Annotated in this window: 13 protein-coding genes; 9 read left to right on the top strand and 4 right to left on the bottom strand. The window is 65.4% G+C overall.

What is annotated here, in order from left to right:
- Positions 1–23 precede the first annotated feature (23 nt).
- Together G3574_RS05290 and G3574_RS05285 are read right to left on the bottom strand one after the other, a co-directional pair.
- A complete protein-coding gene (locus tag G3574_RS05290) occupies positions 24–293 on the bottom strand; it encodes a GlsB/YeaQ/YmgE family stress response membrane protein (protein WP_163960955.1) in 270 nt (89 codons plus the stop codon).
- Positions 294–521: 228 nt separating this feature from the next.
- The gene (locus G3574_RS05285; RefSeq protein ID WP_163960954.1) at positions 522–815 is read right to left on the bottom strand and encodes a hypothetical protein; all 294 of its coding nucleotides are present in this window, start codon (positions 813–815) and stop codon (positions 522–524) included.
- Positions 816–1,427: 612 nt separating this feature from the next.
- Here G3574_RS05285 and G3574_RS05280 point away from each other — a divergent pair.
- The 5 genes from G3574_RS05280 (at position 1,428) to G3574_RS28640 (ending at position 7,567) form a co-directional block, all read left to right on the top strand.
- Positions 1,428–1,781 carry a hypothetical protein gene (locus G3574_RS05280; protein WP_163960953.1) on the top strand — a complete coding sequence of 118 codons (354 nt, stop codon included), beginning with the start codon at positions 1,428–1,430 and terminating at the stop codon, positions 1,779–1,781.
- Positions 1,782–2,102: 321 nt separating this feature from the next.
- Positions 2,103–3,062, top strand: coding sequence for a TAXI family TRAP transporter solute-binding subunit (locus G3574_RS05275; protein ID WP_163960952.1), 960 nt, complete (start codon positions 2,103–2,105; stop codon positions 3,060–3,062).
- A 109-nt stretch (positions 3,063–3,171) separates the two neighbouring features.
- Complete coding sequence (locus tag G3574_RS05270) at positions 3,172–5,262, top strand: TRAP transporter permease (protein WP_163960951.1); 2,091 nt, start codon at positions 3,172–3,174, stop codon at positions 5,260–5,262.
- Complete coding sequence (locus G3574_RS05265) at positions 5,259–5,633, top strand: DUF1850 domain-containing protein (protein WP_163960950.1); 375 nt, start codon at positions 5,259–5,261, stop codon at positions 5,631–5,633. Before G3574_RS05270 ends, G3574_RS05265 begins: the two co-directional genes overlap by 4 nt.
- Positions 5,634–5,881: 248 nt before the next feature.
- Positions 5,882–7,567 (top strand): methyl-accepting chemotaxis protein, encoded by a 1,686-nt coding sequence (locus G3574_RS28640; protein WP_163960949.1) that lies wholly within the window; start codon positions 5,882–5,884, stop codon positions 7,565–7,567.
- 155 nt (positions 7,568–7,722) lie between these two features.
- On the opposite strand, the gene G3574_RS05255 is transcribed toward G3574_RS28640, so the two are convergent.
- Positions 7,723–8,562 (bottom strand): universal stress protein, encoded by an 840-nt coding sequence (locus G3574_RS05255; RefSeq protein ID WP_163960948.1) that lies wholly within the window; start codon positions 8,560–8,562, stop codon positions 7,723–7,725.
- Positions 8,563–8,740: 178 nt separating this feature from the next.
- Here G3574_RS05255 and G3574_RS05250 point away from each other — a divergent pair, with 178 nt between their 5' ends.
- A complete protein-coding gene (locus G3574_RS05250; protein WP_163960947.1) occupies positions 8,741–9,484 on the top strand; it encodes a Mut7-C RNAse domain-containing protein in 744 nt (247 codons plus the stop codon).
- A gap of 25 nt (positions 9,485–9,509) precedes the next feature.
- Here G3574_RS05250 and G3574_RS05245 read toward each other — a convergent pair whose 3' ends face one another.
- Positions 9,510–12,545, bottom strand: a complete 3,036-nt coding sequence (locus G3574_RS05245) for a bifunctional diguanylate cyclase/phosphodiesterase (RefSeq protein ID WP_235953073.1) — start codon at positions 12,543–12,545, stop codon at positions 9,510–9,512.
- Positions 12,546–12,947: 402 nt separating this feature from the next.
- Here G3574_RS05245 and G3574_RS05240 point away from each other — a divergent pair, with 402 nt between their 5' ends.
- Genes G3574_RS05240 through G3574_RS05230 form a run of 3 tightly spaced genes read left to right on the top strand, consistent with a single transcriptional unit; the run spans position 12,948 to position 21,387 of the window.
- Entirely contained in the window at positions 12,948–14,546 is a 1,599-nt protein-coding gene (locus tag G3574_RS05240; protein ID WP_163960945.1) for a ShlB/FhaC/HecB family hemolysin secretion/activation protein, read from the top strand.
- Positions 14,547–14,567: 21 nt separating this feature from the next.
- The gene (locus G3574_RS28065; protein ID WP_205609666.1) at positions 14,568–20,528 is read left to right on the top strand and encodes a beta strand repeat-containing protein; all 5,961 of its coding nucleotides are present in this window, start codon (positions 14,568–14,570) and stop codon (positions 20,526–20,528) included.
- Positions 20,497–21,387 carry a FecR family protein gene (locus G3574_RS05230; protein ID WP_163960944.1) on the top strand — a complete coding sequence of 297 codons (891 nt, stop codon included), beginning with the start codon at positions 20,497–20,499 and terminating at the stop codon, positions 21,385–21,387. The genes G3574_RS28065 and G3574_RS05230 overlap by 32 nt, the downstream gene beginning before the upstream one ends.
- Positions 21,388–21,498 lie beyond the last annotated feature (111 nt).

The following is a 21,498-nucleotide window of genomic DNA, read 5'->3' as shown; positions in this document are numbered from 1 at the left end:
GAGTTTGTTTCAGCCTGTCTTGCTTAGCGCGGCGTGCCGCGGCGCAGCAGGTTGACGATGGCCAGCAGGATCACTGCGCCAAGGAACGAGACCAGCAGCGAGGAGATGCTGAAATCATTCGAATTGATGGTGCCCGTGCCGAACAGCGGTGCGAGGAGCCAGCCGCCGAGGAGCGCGCCAACAATACCGACGATCACGTTCAGGAGAACGCCTTGCTGGGCGTCAGTGCGCATGACGAGGCTAGCAAGCCAACCCAGGATACCGCCAACAACGATCCAAATGATGAAGTTCATGTTTACCTCCTAAGTATGTTGAAAAACTGGCTACGTAATAGACTGACAACTTGTAGATTGGTTCATTGCCAGCCGGTGATTCAAAATCGGTTGGTGTCTGATTGCCTTGCTGGCAGCGCCCGCGCGGATGGTGACTCTCCGCCACTTGCAGCAAGGTGCTTCCTCAGTCACCGCTGACTACTCCGGAACAACCAGGCCGGCGACGACGGCAGGTCCGGATACGCCGCGTCATGCAAGCCCCGGTCTCCGCCAGCCGTGGCCATCATGCCGCGCTCCTTCGTCGCCCGAAGACACGTCGTCCTGAACCTGCGGAAGCAGGAGAGGCGAAAAGCCTTCCCTGTCCTCGAGCAGGACGGTCGCGTTCTTCCGGGTCCTGGTCAATGCAGTTGCATATGCATAGGCATCCTCCTTCTCGTAAAACGAGGCAAGCGGTTCCTCAAAACCCTTTTCCGATACGTCCCACCTATCGTTGATGCCAGGTGATATGCAAATCACCAGCATCGGGTTGTCACCTGATTCCATGTGCCGATTTCCCCTTGTTGCTGCGCCTGCGCCGTGCGGACTCGCCACCTTCCCGCCGGTCCGCCGGCGAGGCAAGGGAATGATCAGTTCATGGGCAAAGAGCGATGCAGGGAGTGGTGCAAATCTTGTGCCCGTTCCGTCGTGCGCCCGCGAGCGCAGCCAAAACGGCGGCGCGGGGCGTCCGATGTAATTGTTCCAAGGGATTGAAAACAATACAGATCAAGCCTTGCCCGGACGTTCATGAGCAATGTCATGAACCGGGCCGGACGGCATGGGTGACCGCCGGCAACGATGTCCTGTAGGGCGGGAGGGGCCAATGTAAAAATGTAAAGAAAGCCGACTGCTTTGCAGGGAAGCGGAAAAATTTATCCGGTGCGATGCAAATTTGTATTGCCGAGGGAATCTTTTCCGATATGCAAACTCCATAGCTTCAGGTGGCAGCAAAGATAGCCTTGATGACCGACAAAATTCATCCCGCTGCCTGCAAGATCATGCTTGCTGGGAGTCCGAAAGATTTTGAAACAATTTCTATTGCACCGGGAAACTTAATGGGGAACAAGCTGTCATTTGTTACACCTGAGTATGGTCACAACACTTACCGAGGAGCAGATCATGAACGACCACGCATTGGCAGGGCAGGAAACCTACGACCCGAACAGGTTGCTGGATACGCTGCTTGAAAAGATGAACCTGAAGAACGATGCGGCTTTGTCCCGTATGCTCGAAGTGGCACCGCCGGTGATCAGCAAGATCCGCCACCGCCGCCTGCCCATCGGCGCATCGTTGCTGATCCGCATGCACGAGACGACCGGCATGAGCATCCGCGAGCTGCGCGACCTCATGGGCGATCGCCGCACCAAGTATCGCCTGAGCGACGCGCAAGGCAAGCCGAAGCCGGATGCCAACGCAGCCACCCAGCAGAGCACGCCCCCGCAGGGCGGCGGCCAGCAGGGCGCACTGCACTAAGCCCGGCGGTTCATCAGTCACTCCATGGCAGCGCCGGCCCCGCGCCGGCAGACCACCACACAGGCACACGCGCGGCGCAAGCCGCCGTGTGGCACCCCCGCCCTCCGCAAGACCCCGCAAGACCGTATCCACGCCCCCGCATGCGCCGACCGCGGCGCGCCAGCGAAGCCATCGTTACCTTCCCGCGCTTTACCTCGTCATTACCGTCATCGCCGGCGTTCGCCGCTTTCCTGTTTTTCCTCGCGACACGACGATCCAAGACCTTATACAATGGCCAATGATTCGGCATGAAGCCGAACTGACAACCTAACGGAGACAAGCATGACATCACGCCTTCTGCGCCGCATCCTGTTGATCGCGGCGTGCGGGCTTGCCGGCATCGCGCCCGCGCAGGCACAACAGCAGTTCATCAACGTCCTGACGGGCGGCACCAGCGGGGTCTATTACCCGCTCGGCGTGGCGCTCTCCCAGATTTATGGCAAGGCACTCCCCAATGCCAAGACCTCGGTGCAGGCCACCAAGGCCTCCGCGGAAAACCTCAACCTGCTGCAGGCAGGACGCGGCGAAGTCGCCTTCACCCTTGGCGATTCCCTGTCCGACGCCTGGAAGGGCGACGAGGAGGCTGGCTTCAAGGCGCCGCTGAAGAAGCTGCGCGGCATCGCCGGCGTCTATCCGAATTACATCCAGATCGTGGCCTCGGCGGATTCGGGCATCAAGTCGCTGGCCGACCTGAAGGGCAAGCGCATCTCGGTCGGGGCGCCCAAGTCGGGCACCGAACTCAATGCCCGCGCCATCTTCAAGGCCGCCGGCCTGACCTACAAGGACTTCGCCAAGGTGGAATACCTGCCCTTCGGCGAATCGGTGGAACTCATGAAGAACCGCCAGCTCGACGCGACGCTGCAGTCCGCCGGCCTCGGCGTGTCCTCCCTGCGCGACCTGTCCACCTCGGTCAAGATCGTGGTCGTGCCGGTGCCGGCCGACGTCGTGGCCAAGGTCGGCGACCCGGCCTACCAGTCCGGCGTGATCCCCGCCAATACCTATGAAGGCCAGGCCGCCAACGTGCCGACCGCCTACGTGCAGAACTTCCTCGTGACCCACTCCGGGGTGGCCGACGACACCGTCTACAAGATGACCAAGGCGATGTTCGACAACCTCGATGCCATGACCGCGGCCCACGTGGCGGCGAAGTCCATCCGCAAGGAAGCGGCGACCCAGGGCATGCCGGTGCCGCTGCATCCCGGCGCCGAAAAGTATTTCAAGGAAATCGGCGTCCTGAAGTAACGCCGCATTCTTGCGCAAGACGCGGCCGCCGGCCTGGCCGGCGCCGCCCGCCGACACGACGAGAGCGCAGGCACGGAACCTGCGCCGATACTTTCAGGAGGATGGACGAATGGCTCACATGGATCTGCACGCTCCCGCGCCGGGTGACGGCCCGCCGCCGGCGATCGACGACTTCGAGGAACATGGAACGCAGCGCAAGCTCGTCGGCATTGCGCTCAAGGTCATGATCGGCGTGGCGCTCGCGTTTTCGACCTACCAGCTGATCGTTGCGGCCTTCCACCCCCTGTCGAGCCTGGTGATCCGCTCGATCCACGTCGGCTTCCTGCTGATGCTGACCTTCCTGCTTTATCCCCTGAACGCGAAGCAGCCGCTGGACCGGATCGCCTGGTACGACTGGCTGCTGGCCGCAGGCGGCTTCGGCCTTTCGCTCTACCACTGGATCTTCGAGGCGGACCTGATCCAGCGCGCCGGCGATCCCACCACGACGGACCTGGTGGTGGGCGCGATCGTGGTCGTCATGGTGTTCGAGGCGTCGCGCCGCATCATGGGCAAGGCCTTGCCTATCATTTGCGGCACCTTCCTGCTCTATGGCATGTTCGGACAATACCTGCCGGGCGCGCTGGCCCATCGCGGCTTCGGCTTCGACCAGATCATCGACCAGCTTTACCTCGGCACCGAAGGCATCTATGGCACGCCGACGATGGTGTCGGCCACCTACATCTTTCTGTTCATCCTGTTCGGCGCCTTCCTCGAGCATGCCGGCATGATCCGCCTCTTCAACAACGTCGCGCTCGGCTTGGTGGGCGGCGCGCAGGGCGGCCCTGCCAAGGTGGCGGTCATATCCTCCGGCCTGATGGGCACGATTTCCGGATCAGGCGTCGCCAACGTTCTCACCGTCGGCCAGTTCACCATTCCCCTGATGAAGCGCTTCGGCTATACCGGCGTGTTCGCCGGCGCGGTGGAGGCGACGGCTTCCATGGGCGGGCAGATCATGCCGCCGGTGATGGGCGCGGTCGCCTTCATCATGGCCGAAACCCTGAACGTGCCTTACTCGGACATCGTGAAGGCGGCCATCATCCCGGCGGTGCTGTACTACTTCACCGCCTTCGCCATGGTTCACCTGGAAGCGGGGCGCATGGGCCTGCTCGGCATCCCCAAGGACCAGATCCCGAGCGCCTGGCGCGCCCTCAAGACCGACTGGCACCTCGCGCTGCCGCTGGCTGCGCTGGTGTACATGCTGTTCCACGGGTTCACGCCGATGTTCGCCGGCCTGACCGGACTCGCCCTGACCGCCATCCTCATCCTCGGCGCCGGCATCGCCGCGCGCCTGTCGCCGGCCGCCTTCCGCTACGTGTTCTGGCTGGCCGTCGGACTCGGCGCGGCAAGCTTCGCAAAATTCGGCATCTACGCGATCATCGCCGTCATCGCGGTGCTGTGCCTGGTTTCGTTCATGAACCGCGAGGGGCGGGTGACGCTGGCGGTGCTGCGGCAGAGCCTGGTGGACGGCGCGAAGCAGGGCCTGGTGGTCGGGGTCGCCTGCGCGATCGTCGGCGTGATCATCGGCGTGCTGTCGCTCACCGGCGCGGCCTCGACCTTCGCGGGCTACATCCTCGAGATCGGCGAAAAGAGCCTGTTCCTGTCGCTCATCCTGACGATGGTGGCCTGCCTCGTGCTCGGCACCGGCATTCCCACGATCCCGAACTACATCATCACCAGCGCCATCGCCGCGCCCGCGCTGCTCAAGCTCGGCGTGCCGCTGATCGTGTCGCACATGTTCGTGTTCTACTTTGGCATCATGGCCGACCTGACGCCGCCGGTCGCGCTCGCCGCCTTCGCCGCAGCCTCGATCGCCAAGGACGATCCTGACAAGATCGGCTGGAAGGCGACGCAGATCGCCATTGCCGGCTACGTCGTGCCCTTCATGGCGGTGTATTCGCCCGAGCTGATGCTTCAGGGCGACTGGACGGCATTGAGCGTTGCGTACGTGGTGTTTAAGGCGGTGGTAGCGATCGCCTTGTGGGCAGCGGGCACGGTGGGTTTCTTCGCCATGCCGCTCAAGCCCATGGAGCGCGTAGTCGTGGTCGTGGCGGCCTGCCTGCTGGTGGCGGCCATTCCGCTGACCGATGAAATCGGTTTCGCCATGACGGCCGGCTTCGTTGGCTGGCATCTCTGGCAGAAAAAGCGCCTGGCGCCGGCATGACGGCATTGTGCCTGGCGGCCGCCGCCTTGTCGGTGGTCGTTCCTGTCCAGGCCTTCACGCTGGCCTGGACCCATTCCATCGAAAAGATACGCTGGGAAGAAGACTACCGCGTCGTCGGCGGGCGCCTGCAACTCGAGGAAGCCCGCATTCGCGGTTCCGGCGCCGGCATGGAACCGCCCGACGACGCGGTCTTTCGTCAGGGCGCCTGGCATTACCGGCCCGCCGTGTCTTCCTTCGCTAGCATCGATCTCGCCCGCTCGGGCTATGTCGCCGATTACCAGCTCTGCTGGGACGGCCGGTGCCATTCCATGAGCGAGTTCGCCGGCTCCGTCGAGCAGGCACCCGTCGTCACCCTCTCTTCCTGCCCTTGAGCTGATCCTTGCCGCCTGCACCGCGGTGCGGGATTGAGGCGAAAAGGGAACACTTCAAGCCTTCCATGACGCCGCCCGGCACCGTCGCGGGCAGCGCGCGCTCACATATTGGAAAAATTGACTGAGATCAATGTTTGCAAAAACGGGAACACCTATTCTGGTCCCGTTATTTTGATAAATATCAACGTCATAGCGCGCGGCACGGGCCCGTCCTGTCGTCAAGCCAAGCCAACTCTGCGGGGAAGTCCATGTTATTCAAGAACCTGAGCATCAAGTCGCGCCTGATCTTCGTGGTCAGCTTTCTTTGCCTGATGTGCATCAGCGGCGCCTTCATCGGCCTGACGAGCCTGTATGCGGCGAATGAAGCGTTGAAGGACAACTATGAAGACCGCCTCGTTCCGACCGGCCAGCTCGACCGCATCGTGCGCCTCATTCAGCAGAACCAGATTGCCGTGGCCGAAGCCACCAGCGACGACAGCGCCGGCATCGCCAAGGAAATGGATGCGGTGGATGCGCGCGTGCAGGAAATCGACAAGCTCTGGCAAGCCTACGTGCACGGCAACATCACGCCCCGGGAAAAGGAACTGGCCGATCTCTTCGTCGCGGCGCGCGCGCGGTTCGTCAGCGAGGGCCTGAAGCCGGCAGAGACTGCCTTGCGGGCAGGAGACATTCCCAAGGCAACTGCCACCATGCGCGGTCCGATGCACCAGCACGCCGCCGAGATCAACAAGGCCACCAACAACCTGCTGCAGTTCCAGCTCGACGCCGCCAAGCATGAGTTCGACGCTACCCAGGAACGCTATCTCCTGGTCCGCAACGCCTGCCTCTCCGGCATGCTGGTCTCCATCCTGATCGCCGCCGCGATCTGCCTCTGGCTCATGCATTCCATCGCCCGGCCGCTGTCGCAGGCAGTGAAGATCGCGCGCAGCGTGGCGGCCGGCGACCTCAGCAACCGCATCGAGGTCGACAGCGCCGACGAAACCGGACAACTGCTCCAGGCATTGAAGGAAATGAACGAAAGCCTTGTGCGCATCGTGAGCGAAGTGCGCACCGGCACGGAAACCATCGCCACCGCCTCCAGCCAGATCGCTTCCGGCAACATGGATCTGTCGGCACGCACGGAAACCCAGGCCAGCTCGCTGGAAGAGACCGCCTCGTCGATGGAAGAGCTGACCTCGACGGTCAAGCAGAACGCCGACAGCGCCTTCCAGGCCAACCAGCTCGCCATGTCCGCATCCGAAGTGGCGGTGCGCGGCGGCTCCGTCGTCTCCGAGGTGGTGCACACCATGGGTTCGATCAACAACTCGGCGAAGAAGATCGTCGACATCATCGACGTCATTGACAGTATCGCCTTCCAGACCAACATCCTCGCCCTCAACGCCGCCGTCGAAGCGGCGCGCGCGGGCGAGCAGGGCAAGGGCTTCGCGGTCGTCGCCACCGAAGTGCGCCAGCTCGCGCAACGCTCCGCCGCCGCCGCCAAGCAGATCAAGGAACTGATCGACGACTCCGTCGAAAAGATCGACACCGGCGCACGCCTCGTCGACGAAGCCGGCTCCACCATGCAGGAGATCGTTGCCAGCGTGAAGCGGGTGACGGACATCATGCAAGAGATCTCGGTGGCGAGCAAGGAGCAGACGCAAGGCATCGAACAGGTGAACCTCGCCATCAACCAGATGGACGAGGTGACCCAGCAGAACGCCGCGCTGGTGGAAGAAGCCGCCGCCGCCGCCGCGTCCATGCAGGAGCAGGCAATGGGGTTGTCGCACGTGGTAAGCATATTCAAGCTCGGCGCCGGCGCGTCGGTGCGCGTGCCCGCGCCTGCCGGCGAAGTGATGGTTGCCGCGCCGGCGGCGGCGTCACGGGCAGTGGTGCCGGCAGGGCGGCAGGTGGCAAGGGGAAATGCGATGGCCGGGGAGGAGTGGACGGAGTTTTGATGCGAGCAACCACCTGAGCCGACGACGTGGTCTTTGGTGCTCCCCGTCGCCGGAGCCGGCCAGGACAGCACGAAAGCGGGATCCCCGCCTCCGCGGGGATGACACAAGTAGTCGGGGAGCATGGCGGCAGTCGGAACGCAGGTGACCGTCGCCCCTCAATACGACATCAACACCGGCATCGCCATCCTCTCCAACACCACCCGCGTCACCTCGCCCAGCACGATCTCGCGGAAGCGCGTGTGCCCATACCCCCCCATCACGAGCAAATCCGCCTGCTGCTTCTCCGCCAGCCCAAGCAAGGCCGGCCCGATCGCTTCATCGGCTTGGTGCTGCACCACCTCCGCCGTGATGCCATGCCGTCCGAGGTAAGTAGCGATGTCGGCCCCGGGCAACCCCCCATAGGTCTGCGTCCAGGCCCCGGCATTGATGACGGCAACCTCCACGATCTGCGCGCGGCGAAGCAGGGGTATGGCATTGGTGACGGTGCGCGTGGCGGACATGCTGCCATCCCACGCGATCAATACCTGCTTGCCGATGTGCTCGCACTGGCCGCTGTAGGGTACCAGCAGCACCGGGCGCCCGGAATTGAGCACGACGTACTGCGGGAAGTCGGGCATGACCACGGGCGAGCGTTCGTCAGGGTCGTTCTGGCCGATGACGACGAGGTCGGCATAACGCGCCTGCAGGCAGATGCCGCCGCCGGCTTCGTCGTCGACCAGTCGCTTTTCATGCGAGGCGATGCCCACCTGCTGCGCCGTCTTGTCGAAGATGTCGAGCCCGCGCCGGGCGCGTTCCTTGAGGAAATCGAGGTGGGTCTTGAGGTGGGGATCCATCTCCGCCAGCATGCGCGTCTGTACCAGGTAACGTGATGCGCCGGTCATCGCCGTGCCGATGAGATGCGCGCTCTGCGTCATGGCGATGCTGGCCGCGAGGCGGATACGCGCCACCGCGTGTTCCGATTCGTCCACGTGCACGAGGACGGTCTTGTAGGACATGATTTCTCCTGCGGCCTTGCTGGCCGGTTACGCGTTAGACTGCCTTGAACCGAAAGTCGACATAACGACGATTGATGCGCGTCAAACGCGTGCGGATGGCATGGCGCGCCATGCCGGCGAACTTGCGCGCATGTAAGCCGGCGCACGCACTTCAGGTGCCGCATGCTGTCCAACCGGAATGGTCCGCGCCAGCTTCCGTTTCTTTGCCGAACTGAATGATTTCCTGCCGCCCCGGGAACGAGGGCAGCGGGTGGGCCACGCCTGCCCTCCCGATGCCAGCGTCAAGCACATGATCGAGGCGCTCGGCGTGCCGCATACCGAGGTACAGCGCATCCTGGTGAACGGCGCGGCGGCGGGTTTCGGACACCGCCTGCAGGACGGCGACGAGGTCGCCATCTATCCCGCGGCGGGCGCGGAGGAGGGCGCCGTCTTGCTGCGGCCGCCGCAGCCCGATCCGCCGCGCTTCATCGCCGACGCGCATCTCGGCCAGCTCGCAAAATACCTGCGCATGCTGGGCTTCGACGTGCTGTACCGCAATGACTACGACGATGCGGAAGTCGCGCGCATCGCCGCCGCCGACAACCGCATCGTTCTCAGCCGCGACCGCGACCTGCTCATCCGCAAGGAAATCCTGCATGGCTGCTACCTGCATGCGGTCGATACCGACGCGCAGATCGCGGAGGTGGTGGCCCGTTACCGGCTCGCCGCGTCGGCGCGCGCGCTGACGCGTTGCCTCGGCTGCAATGGCCTGTTGCGCAAGGTGGAGAAGGACAAGGTGGAGCATCGGGTGCCGGCGCACAGTCGCAGCGCCCACGAGCGCTTCTTCGAGTGCGAAGCCTGCCTGCAGGTGTACTGGGAAGGATCGCACGTGGCGCGCATGCGGCGCCGCGTCGCGGCCATGCTGGGCGAGGAAAAGTCCTGACCGTAGCCGGACGCGCGGCGGCGCGTCAGTGCATGGTCAGCGTGGTCTGGGTGCGCAGCAGGTCGCCGAAGCTGTCGGCCGACATCGGTTCGCTGAAGTAATATCCCTGCACGCTGTCGCAGTCGTGGTCGCGCAGGAAATCGTATTGCTGCTGCGTCTCGGCGCCCTCCGCGATCACGCTGCATTCGAGGCTGTGGGCGAGGTTGATGATGGCCTTGGTGATCGCCGAGTCGTCATGGTTGGCCGGAATTCCTTGCACGAACGAGCGGTCGATCTTGACGGCGCGGATCGGAAACTGCTTCAGGTAGGCCAGCGACGAATAGCCGGTGCCGAAGTCGTCGATCGCGACGCTGATGTTCATTGCCCGCAACTCGTTCAGGAGCGCCGACGCCTTGTCCGGGTTCGACATGACCGCCGTCTCGGTGATCTCGAGTTCGAGGTAGCGCGGATCGAGGTCGGTCTCGTCGAGGATCGCGCGGATATTCTCGATCAGGCTGGAATCGTTCAGCTGGCGCAGCGAGAGGTTGACCGCCACCCGCAGACGCGTCGTGTTGTAGTCCTGCCATTTCCTGTTCTGCGCGCAGGCTTCCCGGATCGCCCAGTAGCCGATGGGAATGATCAGCCCTGTTTCTTCCGCGAGCGGAATGAACTTGTCGGGCGCGATCAGGCCGAGGGTCGGATGGCGCCAGCGCAGCAGGGCTTCCATGCCGGTGATGCGGTTGGTCAGCAGGTCGACCTTGGGCTGGTAGAGAAGGAACAGCTGCGCGTTCTGGATGGCGGTGGAGAGCGCGAATTCCATGATGAGCCGCTCGGTGCTGTGGCGGTTGAGTTCCGGCGAGTAGTAGCAGAAATTGTTGCGTCCCAGCTCCTTGGCCCGGTACATCGCGATATCGGCGTTCTTGAGCAGCGTGCTGGCATCCCGGCCGTCGTCGGGATAGCTGGCGATGCCGATGCTGGTGCTGATGCTCAGAGGCTCATGCTCGTGCAGGAAGGGCGCCTTGAAGGCATTGAGGATCTTTTCAGCGATCTTGCCGCCGCGGTGCGGTTCGTCGATGTTTTCCACCAGCACCACGAACTCGTCGCCGCCCAGGCGCGCCACCGTGTCGGAATCGCGCAGGATGCCTTGCAGCCGGAGGGCGGTTTCCTTCAGCACCAGGTCACCGGTGGCATGGCCGAGCGTGTCGTTGATGTTCTTGAAGCGGTCGAGGTCGAGGAACAGGATCTCCAGCGTCTGCCCGGGACGTTCCGCGAGGTGCAGCGCGTGCTCGAGGCGCTGGTGGAACAGCATGCGGTTGGGCAGGCCGGTCAGGGAATCATAGTGCGCGAGGTAGGCCATCTGCTCGACGGACCGGCGGCGCTCGGTGATGTCGCGCATGATGAACAGCGAGGCCGACCGGCCGTCATGCTGGAAGGGCGCCGAATTGACCTCGACGTCGACTTCGGAGCCATCCAGCCGCACCAGCCTCTCCTCGAGCGACAGGACCTGTTCGCCGTCTTCCAGGTAGAGCAGGCGTTCCTGCACCAGCTCGTGATAGCTCGGATGGATGAAGTCGTAGATCGACCTGCCGATGACTTCCTGCGGCGACGACGCGCCAAGCAGGTGAACGGCTGCCTCGTTGGCGAAGACGAACCTGCTGTCCTGCTGCACCAGGATCGCGTCCGGCGATACCTCCACCAGGGTACGGTAACGGGACTCCGCCTCCCGGCGCGACGCTTCCGTTCCCCTCGCCTTCGTGATGTCCTGCACCGTGCCATGGATGCGCAGCTTGCCGTCATCGGCATGCGCCGCCTGGCCGCGCGACAGCACGATGCGCGTTTCTCCCTGCAGGGTCAGCAGGCGGTGCTCGAGCTCGAACGGCGTTCTCTCGGTCGACCCCTGGCGGATCGCCTGTTCCACCTGGGCCAGGTCGTCGGGATGAATCAGGGCCAGGCATGACGTAGGGTCGGGCACGAACGACCCGCGCTCGGCGCCGACGATGCGGTACAGCTCGTCGGACCAGTGCACGGTCCGGCGCACCGGATCCCAGAGCCAGCTGCCGATGCCGGCGAGGTGCTGGGCATCCGCCAGTTCGGCTTCCACCCGGCGGCGCTGGGCCAGTTCGCTCGCCAGGCCTTCGGTGCGTTCCTGCACCCGCAGCTCGAGCATGTCGCGTTCGGCGCGCAGGGAACGTTCGGCTTCACGGTAGCGGTGCACCAGTCCGGCCAGCACCAGCCCCATGGTGCCGACCACGCCGGTGAAGGTCATCAGCACGAGGTAGGAGGTGTTGAGGTCGCTGGAGGCGAACGGACCCAGCCCGTGTGTGGTGTTCCAGGTGGCGATGACGCAGATCAGGCCGGTCGTCAACGTGACCGTGCACAGCGAAAAGCGGAAGGCCGCCCACAGGATGAAGGGCAGGCAGAGATAGCTCAGGTCGAGTTCGCCGCCGATCCGGCTGAATGCCAGCTGCGACGTCGCCGGCAGCAGGATGGCGAAGGCCGCCGCCTCGATGCGCTTGCGGGGCGTCCAGGCGATCGACGCGCCGGCGTTCCAGGACATCAGCAGCGGCACGACGATCACGATCGCGCTCGAATTGCCGAGCCACCAGGTCAGCCAGTTGACCGCGAACGGTCCGCGGTCGATTGGATCGGTCAGCGCCAGGGCGCTCGTGCCGACAGTGGCGGAGATCATGGCGCTGGCCGCCGCGATGCCGATGAACTTGAACACCCTGTCGTAGTGGTAGAGATCGCTGCCGCGGCGGAACACGCGGTGCATCAGCAGCAAGGCAATGACAGGCTCGAGGGCATTGCCGAGGCCTACCAGCGCCGCCGTCTGGGGAGGGATGCCGGCCAGGAAGGCGGCGAGGACGCAGCCCAGCCAGATCGCGGGAATCATCTGCCAGCCCCAGGCCAGCAGGCCGCAAAGGGCAACCGCCGACGGCGGCCACAATGCGCTCACGACGCTGGGAGGAATGGCAAGCTGGCGCGACGCGCTCGAGGCGCCGAGGCAGAGCGCCGCCAGCACCACGAAGCGGCCCGCGATCGTCCATGCGGACGCGGGTTCGGCCGTCAAAGGCAGAAGCATCTTGCGCAAGCGTTCTCGAAGCAGCCCCATCGCCTTGCCTCTATGAATGTATATCCGCAACCGTGGATGCCCGACTATGCCACCCGCGGCCGGATGCCGAATTGAAGAGACGCAAAAGCGTCGCCGGGCGATTTGAACCTAAGTAAAGGCCCTCTTTCGGTAGACGGTAGACCTGCCATGTCGCGAATCGTTGCCGCCGCCGGCGCAGGAAATTCCGGCCAGGACGTGTTGCAAGAACGGCAAGGCGCGTCTGCAACGTTTTTGCCCATCCACCCGGGGAGAAGCATGAAAGGCTTGATGGCAAATTGAGAAATATCAAGCTGGAGGTTATAGTTGCGCAATGGCAATCGGTCCCGTCAAGTCAAGGACGGAAACGGTTGGAAACACATCCTATCCCACACCATGCGAAACACCTTCCTGCGGCTCCTGATCGGCGCGGCGTTTGCCATGCCGGCGACGCCCCTCCTAGCTTCCAGCCTTCCCGGCGCGCCTGACGACGTCGTGCGCTTCGACATCAATCGTTTCGACGTCCAGGGCAATACCCTGCTGCCCGCCAAGCGGGTGGATGCCGCGGTGCAGGCCTTCGCCGGCAGGAACCGCAGCTTCAGCGACGTGCAGCGCGCGCTGGAGGCGCTGGAAGAGGAATACCGCAAGGCGGGCTACAGCGTGGTGCAGGTGGCCTTGCCCGAGCAGGAACTGAACCATGGGGTGGTGCGCCTGCAGGTGGTCGAAACCAAGATCGGCAAGGTGCGGGTCGAGGGCAACCAGCATTTCGACACCATGAACATCCGCGCCAGCGTGCCTGCATTGCGCGAGGGCATCACGCCGGATGTGGCCAGGGCGTCGTCGAGCCTGCGCCTCGCCAACGAGAACCCGGCGAAGAAGGTCAACCTGCAGCTCCAGTCCGCGCAGCAGGATGGCGAAATCGACGCCATCCTCAAGGTCAGCGACGAACGCCCGTGGAAGCTCATGGGCAGCCTCGACAACAGCGGCAACTCCAGCACCGGCAATACCCACCTGACCCTGCAGGCGCAGCATGCCAACGTCGCCAACCTGGACCAGGTGCTGAGCGTGCAATACACCACCACGGTGGAAAAGCCCAGCAAGGTCAGCGTCTATGGCGCGGGCTATCACATTCCCTTCTACGCGCTCGGCGATTCGCTCGACCTGTTCGCGAGCTATTCCAACGTCGACTCGGGTTCGGTCACCGCCGGCATCTTCGCGCTGCAGGTCAGCGGTCGCGGCTCGGTGCTCGGCGCGCGCTACAACCAGAACCTGAAGCGCATCGGCGACTACGAACACCGCCTGAGCTACGGCCTCGACTACAAGGCCTTCCAGAACAACGTTTCCCTGTCGGGCGTGCAGCTCGGCAACGACGTCACCGTCCATCCGGTCTCGCTGGCGTACAACGGCACGCTGGGCCTGAACGGCACGGAGCTGAACGTCGGCGCCACGCTGGTGCGCAACCTGCCCGGCGGATCCCGCGGCACCGCCGCCGATTTCGAACGCGTGCGCGCCGGCGCGCCGGCCGCCTACACCCTGCTTCGCTACAACGCCGCGCTGGCAAGCGTGTTCGCCAAGGACTGGCAGTGGCGCCTGAACCTCACCGGCCAGACGACCGGGGATGCCCTGGTTCCCGGCGAACAGTTCGGCGCCGGCGGCATGGCGTCGGTGCGCGGCTTCGAGGAAAGAGAGCTGTCCAGCGATTCCGGATGGCTGGTCAACGCCGAGGTCTACACCCCGAACCTGTGCGGCGGGATGGCGGGCATGGCTGCCCAGTGCCGCGCGCTCGCCTTCTACGACACCGCGTCGGTGTCGCGCAACAAGCCCTTGCCGGGCGAAGCCGCGCAGGGATCCATCGGCAGCGCCGGCGTTGGCATGCGCCTCGCCCTCGGCAACCGCGCCGCCATGCAGCTCGATCTCGGCCAGGTCATCAATGCCGGCCCCCTGCAAGCCAAGGGCGAGCGCAAGCTGCATTTCCGCCTGAGCCTGAACTACTAGAGCACGATGCAAGGAAAGCTCATGAACACCCGTCATCCTTCCCATGAACACGCGGCGGCATCCCGCGCGCTGGCGCGGCGCATGCTGTGCGTCCTGATCGCCGGCTGCTTCGGCACGGCCGCCGCCAATCCGCTCGCACCGCAGGTCGTCAACGGCCAGGCAAGCTTCGCCAGCCAGGGCAACATCCTCACCATCGCCAATACGCCGGGCGCCATCATCAACTGGCAATCGTTTTCGATCGGTGGCAACGAGATCACGCGCTTCCTGCAGCAGGGCAGCGGCAGCACGGTGCTCAACCGCATCGTGGGCCAGGATCCGTCGCGCATCCTCGGCGCCCTGCAATCGAACGGGCGGGTGTTCCTGATCAATCCGAACGGCGTCCTGTTCGGGCAGGGCGCGCGCGTGGACACCGCCGGGCTGGTGGCTTCCACGCTGGACATCGCGAACGACGACTTCATCAGGGGCAAGTGGAATTTCAAGGCCGGCGGGACCGCCGGCGACCTGAGCAATGCCGGCGCCATCACCACGCCGGCGGGCGGGCAAGTGGTGCTGATCGCGCCGAACGTCGAGAACAGCGGCCTGATCACCTCGCCCAAGGGCGAGGTCATGCTGGCGGCGGGCCGCAGCGTGCAGCTGGTCGACTCCGCCGATCCCAACCTGCAGGTGGTGGTAAGCGCGCCGCAGGACCGGGCGCTCAACCTCGGCCAGATCGTCACGCAGAGCGGCAGGGCGGGCATCTTCGGCGCCCTCGTCACGCAGCGCGGCGTGATCAATGCCAACAGCGCGGTGGTCGGCGAAAACGGAAAGATCGTCTTGAAGGCAAGCGGCGACACGCTGCTCGACGCGGGCAGCCAGACCACGGCCACCGGCGCCGGCAGGGGAGGGGAAGTGCAGGTGCTGGGCAGCCGCGTGGCGCTGACCGGCGACGCGAAGGTCGACGTCTCCGGCATCCAGGGCGGCGGCACCGCCCTGGTCGGCGGCGATTACCAGGGCGCGAATCCGCTGGTGAACAATGCGGCCGTGACCTACGTCGGGCCGTCAGCCTCGATCAGGGCGGATGCGCTCGGACTCGGCGACGGCGGCAAGGTCATCGTCTGGGCGGACGACACGACCCGCAGCCTCGGCGCGATCTCCGCGCGCGGCGGCGCGCAGGGCGGCAACGGCGGCTTCGCCGAGACTTCCGGCAAGCGCTACCTTGACGTGCAGGGCACGCCGGACCTCGGCGCCGCCGCCGGCAAGGGCGGCACCTGGCTGCTGGACCCGGCCGACATCACCATCGCAAACTCCTCGGTCGCGGGCGGCGCGAGCACCACCACCGAATCGCCGGCAGGCGTATTTAAGGCGCTCACCGGCGCGTCGATGCTGATCGACACCGCGATCAGCACTGCCGTCGCCGGCGGCACCGCGGTGCAGGTGAAGACCGGCACCGGCGGCAGCATCGTGGTGGATTCTTCCGCCGGCGCGCTGGCGAGCCTGTCGGGAGGCTCCGGCGCGTCGCTGACGCTGACCGCCGACAAGGACATCACCGTCAACGCCAGCGTGTCGAGCAGCAACAACCTGCCGATGACCTTCACCGCCGGCTTCGCCGACGCCACCGGATCGATCAGCGTCGCTGCCGGCAAGAGCATCTCTACCACCGGCAGCGTCACGTTGAAGACGGGCGCCAGCGGTGGCGTGACCCTGGCGAGCGCCGGCGTGCAAGGCAATGGCGGAATCACGATCAACGCGGGCTCGGGCGGCATCAGCGGCACCGGCACCAGCACGTTGACCAGCGGCGTGAACCTGGCGGGCGCGATGTCGCTCACCTCAGCCGGTTCGATCAGCCTGGCCGGCGTGGATGGCGATTTCTCGGCCACCACCAGCGGCGCCAATGCCAACATCACCGTCACCGACCCCTCGGCGTTCATCGTCAGCAATTCCGGCGTCTCCACCACTAACGGCAGCATCAACCTGACCGCCAACGGCGGCCTGATGATCGTCAGGGGCGCGGTGTCGGCAGGCGGCGGCAAGAACGTCACGATCGCGTCGACGGGCAGTTACTGGACCAACATCGTGACCGATTCCTCATTCGGCTACTCGGGCTCCGTGTCGGGACAGGACATCACCATCAATGCCGGTGACGGCAACCCGGGCAACAACCCGAGCATCACCATCGCCGGGCCGCTCACGGCGCAAGGCAACCTCACCATCAATGGCCTCGCCGCCGGCGTGAAGGTGAACGACAACATCAGCGGCAGCACCGTGTACATCAAGGGCGGCACCACCGGCATCTCGGGCAGCGGCACCATCACCTCGAACGACCTGCGCCTGCAGTACACCGCCGACAGCGGTCCCATCGGCCTGGCCACCGCGCCGCTCAAGACCAAGTCGGTCGGCGGCAGCGGCAATGCCGCCATCGCCATTGGCAATTCCAGCAGCGCCCCGGCGCAGGTCTACCTGCAGCATACCGGCGACGGCACGCTGGTCAATCCGATCTTCGCGCCAACCAAGTTCAGCGTTTCCACCACCGGCCTGCTCAAGATGTCGGCCTCGTCGGTCAGCCTGCCTGACAACACCTCGTTGAGCGGAGTCGGCGTCGAGATCGCCGCCGATACCCTCAGCGCCGGCACCGGCTCGATATCGGTGAGCAGCGGCAGCGGGCAGTTGTGGATCCATCCCAAGACCTCGGGCCGGCAGATTTCCATTACGGATACCGATGTTGCCGGCAACCTGAACGTGACCTCCAACGTGCTCGGCAAGCTGACCGGCGAAGGCACCCTCAAGCTGGGCGACAATTCCGCCGGCGACCTCGCCTACACCATGACCGGTTCCTTGCCGGTCAATTTCAGCAAGATCGAACTGGCGTCCGGCGGCACCATCAGCCAGACGAAGCCGATCACGGCGAGCAATGCCTTGAAGCTGTCGGCTTCCAAGGTCTCGGTGTCGAGCAACAATTCGCTGACCGGCTCGGAAGTCGAGATTGAAGCCGATACCCTGGCAATGGACAGCACGGGCACACAGGTCAAGGCCAACAGCGGGCAGATCTGGGTGCACCCGCTCACCGCCAACCGCGACGTCGCGCTGGCCGATGCCGACATCGCCAACACCTTGACGCTGACGGCAGACATGCTGTCCAAGTTCGTCGGCACCGACTACTTGAGCATCGGCGCGCACAGCGCGGGCAATCTCAACTATGGCATGTCGGGCTCCCTGCCTTCCGGCTTCAGCACCATCGGCCTGTACGCGGGCGGCAACATCACCCAGACCAAGCCGATCAGCGCCACCGCGCTCGACGCGTCGGCCAAGGGGAACGTCAGCCTCGACAGCTGGAACAACGGCGTGACCTATCTGTCGGGCAGCGCGGGCGATACCTCCATCACCAAGGACTTCAAGTTCCGCAACACCGGCAACCTGGTCGTCAGGAACACCAGCGAAGCATCGAACAGCCCGGCAATACGCGCCTACAACGACGGTGTGATGGAACTGACCTCCGGCGGCACCATCAGCCAGTCCGCCGCCAATGCCAAGCTCATGGCCAAGACCCTCAACCTGTCCGCCAGCGGCGCGATCAGCCTCGGCACGGCGGCCAATACCATCGACAACCTGAAGATCAGCAACGCGGCCTCGGTGTCGTTCAAGAACAGCCAGACGATCAGCCTGTCTGGCAGCGGCGTCACCGCGTCCAGCGGCGCGATCAACCTCACGGCCGATGCGGGCGACATCCGGGTGCTTGCGCCGATCAACGCCAGCAGCGCGTCGAGCGGCACCGTCACGCTTTCCGCCAGCAAGGGTTCGCTCAATGGCAGCAGCCTGATCAGCGGCGCGTCGCTCAGCGCCACCGCCGACACCGGCATTTCGCTGACCTCGGCCGTCGGCAGCATCAGCGCCTCGAACACCGGCACGTCCTCGTCCATCAGCCTCAGCAACACGGGCACGCTTTCCATCGGCAACGTCTCGGCCAATAGCAGCGGAACGATCAGCATCAGCAACAACGGCGCAACCACGGTCAGCTCGGGCTCGACGGTCAGCACCTCGACGGGCAGCATCAGCATCGTCGCGCACAGTCCGCTGACGATCGACGGCACCGTCAGTTCGACCTCGGGTGCGATCGACCTGGAGGCGGGCGCCACCGGCAGCAGCGCCGACAAGCTCACCGTTTCCTCGACCGGCATGGTCAGCACCTCCGGCACGGTGACGCTCAAGGCGGGCGATGCGATCGTCATCAACGGCACCGTGCCCGTCGGCACGGTCAAGCAGGCCAACCGCAATCCCGCGCCGCCTCCGCCGCCGCCGCCGCGCACGATCAACGAATGCGTCGCCGATCCCTCGCTGTATGGATGCGCCGGCGTGTTGCCGAGCATGGCGACATGCCTGAGCGCGCCGGCCACCCCCGGCTGTTCCGCCATCCTGCCGTCCCTGGCGACCTGTACCGCGAGCCCCTCGACATTCGGCTGCAACGTCATCCTGCCTTCGCTCGCCACCTGTACGACTGCGCCGGCGACGGCGGGCTGCTCCGCCGTGCTGCCGACGCTGGCCGCCTGCGTGGCCGCGCCCGCCACGGCAGGCTGCTCGGTGGTATTGCCGACGCTCGCGACCTGCACCACGTCGCCAACGACCGCGGGATGTTCCGCCGTGCTGCCCACCCTGGCGGCCTGCGTCGCCGCGCCGGCGACGGCAGGCTGTTCGGTGGTGCTGCCAAGCCTGGCAACCTGTACCGCCACGCCGGCGGCGGAAGGCTGCTCGGCAGTGCTGCCGACGCTCGCGACCTGCACGACCGCGCCGACGACGGCGGGTTGTTCCGCCGTGCTGCCGAGCCTCGCTACCTGCACCGCCACGCCGGCAACGGCTGGCTGTACGGCGGTGCTGCCTTCGCTCGCCATCTGCACGGCCGCACCAACCACCCCCGGCTGTTCGGTCGTGCTGCCGACACTGGCCGCATGCACGACCGCGCCCGCCACGGCAGGCTGCTCCGCCGTGTTGCCGAGCCTTGCCACCTGCGCGGCCTCTCCGGCAACGGCAGGCTGCTCGGTAGTCTTGCCGACGCTGGCGACTTGCACGTCCGCGCCGGCGACGGCGGGATGCTCGGCCGTCCTGCCCGCACTGGCAACCTGCGTCGCCGCGCCGACCACGGCAGGCTGCTCGGCCGTGCTGCCGACGATCGGTGCCTGCACCGCCTCGCCCGCCACCGCGGGATGCTCGGTGGTGCTGCCCACGCTTGCTGCCTGCACCGCGACGCCGGCGAAAGCGGGCTGTTCCGCAGTGCTGCCGACCCTGGCGGCTTGCACGGCTGCCCCGTCCACCGCGGGTTGTTCCGTCGTGTTGCCGAGCCTGACCACCTGCACCGCGTCTCCGGCAACCATCGGATGCACGGCGGTGCTGCCTACGCTGGCAGCGTGCACGACGGCGCCGTCGACCGCGGGCTGCGCGGCGGTGCTGCCATCATTGGCAACCTGCGTCGCCGCGCCTGCCACGACGGGCTGCTCGATCATCCTGCCGACCCTGGCAGCGTGCACCGCCACGCCGTCATTGTCAGGCTGTTCCGCGGTGTTGCCGACGCTGGGCCAGTGCACCACCAATTCCAGCTTCCCCGGCTGCAGCGCTGTCCTGCCGACCGCGAACACGGGCACCGGTAACACGAACACCGGCAACACCGGCAACACCGGCAACACCGGCAACACCGGAACCGGGAACACGAACGGCAACAACACCGGCACCGCCCAAGGGGGCACCGGTACGGGTACGGGGACCGTGGGAACGACGGGTACCGACGCCGCCGGCGTCGCCATCACGAACCTGCTCAACACCCTGATCTCGACCAGCAACAAGACGGACCTCGCCGTTACCATCGGCGCCCAGCAAATTACGGGCAGCAAGCAGGCATCGGCATCCGGCTCGAAGCAGTCGGGTTCGGGCGATAAAAAGGACGAGCGCCAGGATGGCGCCGGCGGCAAGGATGAGGGAGTAAAGATCAATGACACCGTCAAGAAACTCTACTGCAATTAAGGCGTTCAGCCTGGCCGGCTCGCTGCTGGCCTCCGCGCTGGTTTCCACGCTGGCCTGGGCGGGCGAGGTCGCGGGCACGGTCGTCAACCTGAGCGGACCGCTGATGGCGCGCAAGCAGGACGGCACCGTCAAGGCCCTCGCCCTGAAGTCGGCCGTGGAGCAGGGCGATACCCTGATCAGCGAGAAGGATACCTATGCCCGCATCCGCTTCACCGACAACAGCGAGATCACGCTGCGTCCCAACACCCAGTTCAAGATCGAGAACTTCGCCTTCGACGAAGCCCGGCCCGACAAGGACAGCGCGGTCTTCAGCCTGGTCAAGGGCGGCCTGCGCGCGGTCACCGGCACCTTGGGCAAGCGCAGCAAGGAACGCTTCGGCCTGAACACGCCGACGGCGACCATCGGCATCCGCGGCACCATCTTCATCGCGGAATACGTCGCGCCCGACGCGGCCGCCGTCGCGTCCTATGCGATGGCGAGCATGGCCTCGCTGCCGCAGGGCATGGCGGTGCGGATGGCGGGGGACGTGGTCAGCGATAGCCCGGCCGCCGCGCCGATCGAGATGCTGGGCATGCCCCGGCTGGCGCAATTGAACTTGCCTTCAGCGCCAGGCGGGCGCGCTCCCGGCCTTTACCTGCAGGTGCTGGATGGGATGGTCAATCTCAGCAACTCCGGGGGATCGCTGAATTTCAGTGCGGGGCAGTTCGGATATGCGCCGTCGATGAGCCTGCCGCCGGTGGTGCTGCCGAATAATCCGGGGATGCAGTTCCAGCCGCCGCCGGCGTTTTCGTCGTCGAGTCCGGCGGGTGGGACGGCGACGCAGGGGAGCAGCGGCGGGGTTGATTGTGAGGTGAGGTGATGGAAGTGAATTGTAACGATGGCGTCTGTGGTTAGGGTTGGCGTTCTCGATCTCGTTCCCGTTCCCGTGGAGGGGGATATCCCAATTCTGCCTTTTCTCCGGTGAACCGGT

Source organism: Noviherbaspirillum galbum (assembly GCF_010974945.1).
GTDB lineage: Bacteria > Pseudomonadota > Gammaproteobacteria > Burkholderiales > Burkholderiaceae_D > Noviherbaspirillum > Noviherbaspirillum galbum.
Note: the sequence above shows the minus strand (reverse complement) of the source record. Positions and strands in the feature narration are given on the sequence as shown.

What these genes read in the sequence shown, in the direction of transcription:
- G3574_RS05265 (WP_163960950.1), top strand. Translation starts at nt 5,259, where the DNA reads ATGACGGCATTGTGCCTGGCGGCCGCCGCCTTGTCGGTGGTCGTTCCT.
- G3574_RS05275 (WP_163960952.1), top strand. Translation starts at nt 2,103, where the DNA reads ATGACATCACGCCTTCTGCGCCGCATCCTGTTGATCGCGGCGTGCGGG.
- G3574_RS05240 (WP_163960945.1), top strand. Translation starts at nt 12,948, where the DNA reads ATGCGAAACACCTTCCTGCGGCTCCTGATCGGCGCGGCGTTTGCCATG.
- G3574_RS05290 (WP_163960955.1), bottom strand. Translation starts at nt 293, where the DNA reads ATGAACTTCATCATTTGGATCGTTGTTGGCGGTATCCTGGGTTGGCTT.
- G3574_RS05230 (WP_163960944.1), top strand. Translation starts at nt 20,497, where the DNA reads ATGACACCGTCAAGAAACTCTACTGCAATTAAGGCGTTCAGCCTGGCC.
- G3574_RS28640 (WP_163960949.1), top strand. Translation starts at nt 5,882, where the DNA reads ATGTTATTCAAGAACCTGAGCATCAAGTCGCGCCTGATCTTCGTGGTC.
- G3574_RS28065 (WP_205609666.1), top strand. Translation starts at nt 14,568, where the DNA reads ATGAACACCCGTCATCCTTCCCATGAACACGCGGCGGCATCCCGCGCG.
- G3574_RS05245 (WP_235953073.1), bottom strand. Translation starts at nt 12,545, where the DNA reads ATGCTTCTGCCTTTGACGGCCGAACCCGCGTCCGCATGGACGATCGCG.
- G3574_RS05255 (WP_163960948.1), bottom strand. Translation starts at nt 8,562, where the DNA reads ATGTCCTACAAGACCGTCCTCGTGCACGTGGACGAATCGGAACACGCG.
- G3574_RS05280 (WP_163960953.1), top strand. Translation starts at nt 1,428, where the DNA reads ATGAACGACCACGCATTGGCAGGGCAGGAAACCTACGACCCGAACAGG.
- G3574_RS05285 (WP_163960954.1), bottom strand. Translation starts at nt 815, where the DNA reads ATGGAATCAGGTGACAACCCGATGCTGGTGATTTGCATATCACCTGGC.
- G3574_RS05270 (WP_163960951.1), top strand. Translation starts at nt 3,172, where the DNA reads ATGGCTCACATGGATCTGCACGCTCCCGCGCCGGGTGACGGCCCGCCG.
- G3574_RS05250 (WP_163960947.1), top strand. Translation starts at nt 8,741, where the DNA reads ATGGTCCGCGCCAGCTTCCGTTTCTTTGCCGAACTGAATGATTTCCTG.